The sequence below is a fragment of the Microvirga massiliensis genome (assembly GCF_001006805.1).
In the GTDB taxonomy this organism is placed as follows: domain Bacteria; phylum Pseudomonadota; class Alphaproteobacteria; order Rhizobiales; family Beijerinckiaceae; genus Microvirga; species Microvirga massiliensis.
Map to the genome: position 1 here is coordinate 54759 of NZ_LN811360.1, position 7237 is coordinate 61995.

Sequence of the window (7237 nt, forward strand, 5' to 3'; positions counted from 1 at the left end):
CTGCAGCCCAGACCCGCAGGCGTTTAGGCCTCCCGAGGAGGCCGCCAATGTCCTCCAGGTGACGCTGCCGACCAACTTCAAGGTGGCGCGCTTTGCCGACGAGGGCCACACCGCGCTGCTGCGCCGGCTGCAGGCCGACATCGAGGCGGTGCGCTTCGGGCCCGAGGCACTCGAGCTGCCCGTGAAGCTCAAGGTGCACGACAGCTTGTTCGTGCCGCTCGCCAAATGGGCGATGCTCCTGACCGGCAACTACCGCTGCGTGACCGCCGCGGGTCCGCGTTCGATCCAGCAGGCCGTGCACGCCGATCCCGCGGCAGCGCGGGCCGTCTACGACTTCGTGCGCGAGGTCTGCCTCCGGCTCGGCGCCGCGACCGAGGATCTGGTGCCGTTCGAGAAATATGCGGCCGCGGCCCAGGGGCTGGTGCGGCCGTCCTCGGCGGCGCGGGCCTTGTTTGCCGGCGCGCAGGCCATCGAGCGGGTCGACCGCCTCGTGCAGGCGGTCGCGGCCCAGCAGAACATGCGTCACCCCGTCATCGACGAGACCGTGGCGCTCGTCGACGCGCAGCTCGTGCGCAACCGCCAGAAGGCCGCCTGAGCGACGGCCATCAACCGCAAGAGGTCTCGCAGCTTCAGGGCGCGGCATACGAACTTTTCCCGTTGAACTGGTCATCTGCCGCTCCCGGAAACCCGAAATTATCATATAATTTCGAAATTTTGTTGACCCCTGAGACCTGGGCGCACTAGGTTTACCTTGGAGATCAAGCGCCTCTCACCGCTCGGCGCCCCATGGCCTTCCCACAATCAAAAGAGCTCGGTTCGAGGGCTCGCATACTAACCGTTCCGCGAGGAGACCACATCATGGACTTGCAACTCAAAGGGCGCGTCGCGCTAATTACAGGCCCTGCGAAAGGCATGGGAGCTGCGGTCACGCGCAGCTTTGCAGCCGAAGACTGCCGCCTTGTCCTGATCGGGCGTGACGTCGGCGCAATCGAAGCACTCGCCACTGAGTTGAAGCCGAGCGGTGTCCAGGCAATTGTCGTAGGGTGCGATCTGACGAATCCGAAGCAGTGCGAGGAGGCCGCTCAGGCCGCGGTTTCGACGTTCGGCCGGATCGATATTCTCGTCAACATCGCGGGCGGATCGGGTCCAGTCGGAAAGAGCGGCGTCGATACGACCCCGGAAGAGTTCGACGAGATCGTTACTCTGAACATGCACGGCTGCTTTCACACGATGCGTGCCGTACTGCCCACCATGATGGCCCAGCGTTATGGCAAGATCGTCAATGTCGGCGGGACGTTCGGCATGCGCGGCAAGGCCGGACGCATGTCCTACTCGGCCTCGAAATGGGGTCTGCGCGGCATAACGAAGAGCTTCGCAATCGAAGTTGGACCCCACAATATCAACGTCAATTATGTAGCACCCGGAATGGTCGACGGTCCTCGGTTCCGCGACAAAGTCTGTGCCGATATGGCACGTCGGCTCGGCATCACGCGGGAGGAGGCAGCCCGGCGTCATGCCGAGGATTACGCGCTGAAGCGCATCACCGTCGACCAGGATATTGCGAACGCCTGCCTTTTCCTGGCCAGCGATGTGTCCCGCCAGATCACCGGAGTCGACCTTCCCGTCGACGGTGGCTGGGCAACGCTTTGAGGTGGCGACAATGGAAACGCTTGCAGATCTCGTCATCCACAACGGAACCGTCGTCTCGGCGGAAGCCACTTTCGAGGCAAGTATTGCGATCAAGGACGGCGCGATTCTTGCCGTCGGCGCAGCGGAGGCCATGCCTGCGGCTCGTGAGACACTCGACGCAACGGGTTTGCACCTTTTGCCGGGCGCTATCGACGACCACGTTCATTTCCGTGATCCCGGCTATCCTCAGAAAGAGGATTTTGCCTCTGGAACGGTCGCTGCAGCCTTTGGTGGCGTGACCACCGTCTTCGACATGCCGAATACGATCCCGGCCGTGGACGATGCTGAGACTCTCGCTGCCAAGCACGCGATGGCTGCCGAGAAGGCACACGTCGACTTCGGGCTCTACGCCGTTCTCGGCGAGAATTCGATCACGCGGGTCAATGAACTCGTGGAAGGTGGCGTGATCGGCTTCAAGCTCTACATGGGCAACACCTTCGGCCGCATTCCATCGCCGTCCACTGGCGCAACGCTGGAAGCCTTCGAGGAGGTCGCTCCGACCGGCAAGCGGATTTCGCTCCATGCCGAGACGAACTCGATCATGGAGCGGCGTGAAGCAAGACTCCGCGAAATCGGCCGGACGAAGCCACTCGCCCACCTCGCGGCACGTCCGGAGGTCGTCGCGGTCGAAGCCGTGGCTCGCGCTGCTATCCTCGCCGAATGGACGGGGGCGCGGATCCATGTCTTGCATATTTCCTCCGCGGCCGAATTACGGCCACTGAGAGAGGCAAAGGAACGCGGCGTGGACATCACGGGCGAGACTTGCCCGCATTATCTCATGCTTTCGAGCGATGATTACGCCCGGTGCGGCGGCATCATTCGAGTCAACCCTCCTGTACGTGAAAAACACAACCAGGAGCCTCTCTGGGCTGCGCTCCTGGATGGCACGATCGACGTCATCGCGACCGATCATGCCCCGCACTCGGTCGAAGAAAAAACCCGTCGCGATATCTGGACGGTCGATTGCGGCTTCTCGGGCGTCGAGACACAGATGCCTCTCATGTTAACCGAAGTTGCTCGGGGGCGCGCCTCGATCTGCGATTATGTGCGCTGGAGCGCGGTAAACCCTGCAAAGCTGTGGGGCCTGTACCCTCGCAAGGGAATCCTCCAGCCGGGTGCCGATGCCGATATCGCAATCGTCGATCTCCGCCGCCGATGGACCATCAGGGACGCCGAGACGCACTCTACTGCCAAGATCTCGCCCTGGGACGGTTGGGAGGTCCAGGGACTGCCGCTTCACACGATCGTGCGCGGCAAGTTCGTGGTGCGCGACCGGATTCTCCAAATCGGGACTCGCGGATGGGGCCAATCGGTTCATGCCATCCAGGAGATGCCGACGCCCGTGCCGCGCAACGTCGATCAAACCATGAAAGCCATTACTGCCACGGAACGGCCATCACTTCGAGCGGCAGTCTGATCGAAGAGGGCGCCGCATAAGCGGCGCACCGTCCCGGGGGAGTGCATATGCGGCGGCGAGCTTTAGCGCTGCTGCCGGCGTACGCGAAGGCTCGACGTGCAACACTTTGCAGTCGATGTGCTCGTCCTTGGACCCGACGAGCGCATCGACCTGCTGTTTGTTCTCTCAACCCTTTTTTGGAGTAGCCATGTCTGTATCGTCTAATCGCGCGCGGCTGATCGCATCGCTCGAGAGGCTGGTCGCGATCCCGACTGCCTATCCGCCCGGCGACACGACGCAGCTCTGCGCCGAAATCGCTCCCGAGCTCACCCGCCTCGGCTACCGTGTTGGCGTGCACAAGGAGGTCGACGGGCTCGAGAACATCGTGGCCTCGATCGGCGAGGGCACGCCCCATCTCGTCTTCAACGCGCATGTCGACACCGTCGGGGTCGGCGACCGCGGCGACTGGCGCACCGATCCCTTCGTGCTCACGGCAAACGGCGACCGTCTCTACGGGCTCGGCGCCTCGAACTGCAAGGGCAGCATGGCGGTGCATCTGTGGGTCGCCGAAGAGATCGCCAAACGCGGCGGGCCCCGGCGTGGCACAGTCACTTTCACCTTCGTGACCGACGAGGAGAGCCTCGGGCCGCATGGCATGGCCTATCTGCGCCAGGCTGGCCTCGTAAAGCCCACCATGCTCTGCCTCGGGGCACCGACCTCCAACGCGCTGATCACCACCGAGCGGGGCGTCATGTGGGTGGCGGTCGAGACGACCGGCAAAGCCGCCCATGCCGGCGCGCCCGAGACCGGCGATAACGCCATTGAGCGCATGCTCCGGCTGATCGCCTGCCTGCAGCGCGACCTCTTCCCGCGCATTGCCGCCCGGCACGAGGGCGAGGCGCGCTCGACCGTCAATCTCGGCCAGCTTCAGGGCGGCTCGAACACCAACGTCGTGCCGAGCCGCTGCCGGCTCGAGATCGACCGCCGCCTTCTGCCGAGCGAGAGCGTCGAACGGGCCTATGCCGAGATCGTCGAGACGCTCCGGGCGTCTGGGGAGCCGGAAGGGAGTTGGTCAGCCGAGCTGATGCGCGGCACCAACGGGTTCGCTTCAGCCGCGGACGGAGAGCTCGTGGCCGCACTGGCAGGGGCGGTCGAGCAGGTGACAGGCGAGCCGGCCCGGTTCGGGACTGCGATCGGGGCAAGCGACGGGCGCTATTTTGCCGACGACGGCATCGAGATCGTCAACTTCGGCCCGGGCGGCGGCTCGGAGGGCCATGCTGCGAACGAGTTCGTCTTGGCTTCCGAGCTCGAGACGAGCGCCGCGATCCACCTCGCACTCGTCGAGCGGCTCCTCGGCTGGCGGGGCTGACGCGTCGATGCGCCTGCAAACGCGCAATCCCAACCGCGGTGGGTCGACCCTCTCCTTCGAAAGTCGGCCCACCGCAGTCTAGCAGTGGAAATACAACGTCGCCTGGTATCTCTGTCGCGCAGTTGAGGCTTACTCCTGGCATGGAGCCACTGCCAACCTCATAGGCTGCGTCATCGGAAAAACCGGAGCCGGGGACGCGCACGAAGAGGCCAAGCTAGACCGCGTTTTCGTCGGCTGTCATGGATTATCAGGACCGGCACTGATCAGTCCCCACCAGGGCGCGCACGCCATCCCTTGGTTGAGAAAGGTTATTTCTGTCGCCATTCCACCCGATTTTCGATATTTTGGAACCAGTACGGAGTGTTAGAGGCTCCGTGTGTCGGATGAACAATGATGAGACCCACCATGGCACTGGACCTCGATGAGTCAAAGATGGTTTCGCCATCCGCCGAGGCTGAATCCACAACGCTTGCGAACGAGGCGTTTGAGCGGCTGAGAGCCGATATCATTAGCTCCAGACTGGCACCGGGAACAAAGCTGCGCTTGCACAACCTCAGGGAGGCCTACGGCTTGGGGCTAAGCCCCTTGCGGGAGGCTCTTTCACGCCTGAGCGAAAATCGTCTTGTTGTCGCGACAGGGCAGCGCGGATTTCGGGTTCGAGAGGCCTCTGTTCAGGACATCATGGACATCGCGATGGTCCGGAAAGAGGTAGAAGGCTTCGCATTGCGGCTCTCCATTCGCTATGGAGACGACAGCTGGGAGGCAGAACTCGTAGCAGCTCGCCATAAGCTTGCACTGGTTGAAAGGGCCGGAAGGGAGGTAGCTGAAGATCTATGGGAAGCTAGGCACCGAGAATTCCATCACACGCTCGTCTCTGCGTGTCAGTCGCCTTGCTTGCTCCATCTCCAAAGGATCTTGAGCGACCAGTTTGACCGTTACCGTCGCCTTTCAGCGCAGAGCCGCATACCCAATGCACCTAGATCTCTGATCCATAAAGAGATCCTCGAGGCGGCACTTGCTCGAGACGCTGATCGCGCTGTGACGCTTCTTGGGGATCATATCTCCGAAGCAACTAAACTCATCGTTGCAGGGCTCTCGGCTCCACAGGAGTCACGCAAAAAGACTGCTCGCACACCAAAAACAGGCAGCACTCGTTGAGGCAGGAACTTTGACCTGACATCTCTTCCTCACTCTCTTCATGGACTGCGCCCACCATCTTTCTGATTTGAGCTTGTCGGCGGGCGGTGAAAGGCCATTCGCCTGCTGCAGGCAGAACACCAACCGATTAGACAATCTATTTCCGAGTTTGCCCCGGTCCTGTGCAGAAATGTACTTGGTGATAGCTGGCCTCGTGCAGTCCACGGAAGTCCCCGAAACCATCAGGTTCATGCGGAATAAATCGAGGACTTCAGCATTAGCGACCCAATAGTCCTTACCATAGGACAACGGGACAACGGACTGTAAGCCATGTCGGACGCGCCACTAACGCTATCCGGCACCTTTTAGACAGCACCACACTGCGCGTTTCGGCTGGAGATTACCGATCTCACACCAGCCGGGATCGGGCCCATTGGAACCGTCCGCGAATTCACCGAAGACGATCTTCGACTTGAGCCTCACACATGGGCCCGCGCGATGTTGGTGGACATCAGGAAGGTGAGCCTGTCCCCGTCGCGATACTGCCGCACGAGAGACGCAGTCTCCTGCGCGACCGCCTCGACGAGACGCGCCCGCACCCCGGGATCCAGTCCGGCGAAGGCGGGGATCGTTGTCGCGGCCCCGAGCACCGCGACCTCTACGAAGCGCTCCGGGGCCTCGAGGTGAACGTCGAGCGAGCGCGGCGTGATTTCGATTTCGTTGAACCCGGCCGCGCTCAGGAGCACCCGCAGCTCCTCGGGATCTCCGAGCGAGAACGCCGACGCCACCGCGGACGGGTCGACACCGAGATGGCCTGCCGTCGCCGCGAAGAGCGCCTCGTAGAGCGGGTGCTCCCGCAGGGATCGCCACACGCTCACGGCGACACGGCCGCCACCCTTCAGGACACGCCGGATCTCCCGGAGGGCCGCGGCGCGGTCGGGAAAGAATTGCAGTCCCTGCTGGCACAGCACGAGATCGAAGGCGCGATCCGGCAGCGGAAGCGCCATCGCATTGCCCTCCTGCCATTCGATCCTCGCGCCCGTGGGTGCGGGCAGCGCGCGGGCGACATCCAGCATGTCGGGATTGACGTCGACTCCGATGACCGTTCCTGCCGGCCCGACCATCGGTGCGACCTGTCGCGCCACGCTGCCGGTCCCGCACGCGAGGTCGAGCACGCGCTCGCCACGCTCCGGCGCGGCACGCTCGAGCAGCACCCGCGCAAAGGGATCGGCGATCGCGCTTCCCAGATAGCGTCCGTAGATTTCCGCCGGGCTGGCATTCTGGTCCTCGGTCATTGGGCCTCTATATGCCTGGGTAATAGCGGCCCGAAGGCGATCGAGGCCATCCGTGAGGGCCGCCGGCCCGGGCTGCAGGATCAGCGCACTCTTGATCTCATGCAGGGAGCCTGTGCGCACCGCCGGAATGGCGTCGAAGCCCGGCCTGGCCCTGACCCGTTCGGGCACGAACCGCTTCCCGCACCACGAGCCGATGATCACATCCGGGGCGGCCGCGATCACCTGCTCGGGGGTCACGATGGGCCCTGCGCCTCGGGCGCGCAGGAGCGGTCCGCAAACACGTCGATGCCGCCGGCAATCTCGATCAACTCTGAGACCCAGCGGATGCCAGTGATCATCGGCTCATCCCAC

Annotated in this window: 5 protein-coding genes and 2 pseudogenes; 5 read left to right on the forward strand and 2 right to left on the reverse strand. The window is 63.3% G+C overall.

Features of this window, described 5'->3' with window-relative positions:
- The 5 genes and pseudogenes from BN1233_RS28245 to BN1233_RS28265 all read left to right on the forward strand — a co-directional run.
- Positions 1-595 (forward strand): annotated as a pseudogene (locus BN1233_RS28245) (hypothetical protein); the annotation flags it as partial.
- 263 nt (positions 596-858) lie between these two features.
- Positions 859-1650 (forward strand): SDR family NAD(P)-dependent oxidoreductase, encoded by a 792-nt coding sequence (locus BN1233_RS28250; RefSeq protein ID WP_046867001.1) that lies wholly within the window; start codon positions 859-861, stop codon positions 1648-1650.
- 10 nt (positions 1651-1660) lie between these two features.
- On the forward strand, positions 1661-3106 hold the full coding sequence (allB, locus tag BN1233_RS28255; protein ID WP_046867002.1) for an allantoinase AllB: 1446 nt from the start codon (positions 1661-1663) through the stop codon (positions 3104-3106).
- Between the two features lie 187 nt (positions 3107-3293).
- Entirely contained in the window at positions 3294-4454 is a 1161-nt protein-coding gene (locus BN1233_RS28260; protein ID WP_046867003.1) for a M20 family metallopeptidase, read from the forward strand.
- A 405-nt stretch (positions 4455-4859) separates the two neighbouring features.
- Complete coding sequence (locus BN1233_RS28265) at positions 4860-5612, forward strand: FCD domain-containing protein (RefSeq protein WP_046867240.1); 753 nt, start codon at positions 4860-4862, stop codon at positions 5610-5612.
- A gap of 458 nt (positions 5613-6070) precedes the next feature.
- Here the strand turns inward: BN1233_RS28265 and BN1233_RS28270 are convergent, their stop codons facing one another.
- On the reverse strand, positions 6071-6886 hold the full coding sequence (locus BN1233_RS28270; RefSeq protein ID WP_046867241.1) for a class I SAM-dependent methyltransferase: 816 nt from the start codon (positions 6884-6886) through the stop codon (positions 6071-6073).
- Positions 6887-6889: 3 nt separating this feature from the next.
- Positions 6890-7237 (reverse strand): annotated as a pseudogene (locus tag BN1233_RS51235) (ABC transporter substrate-binding protein); the annotation flags it as partial.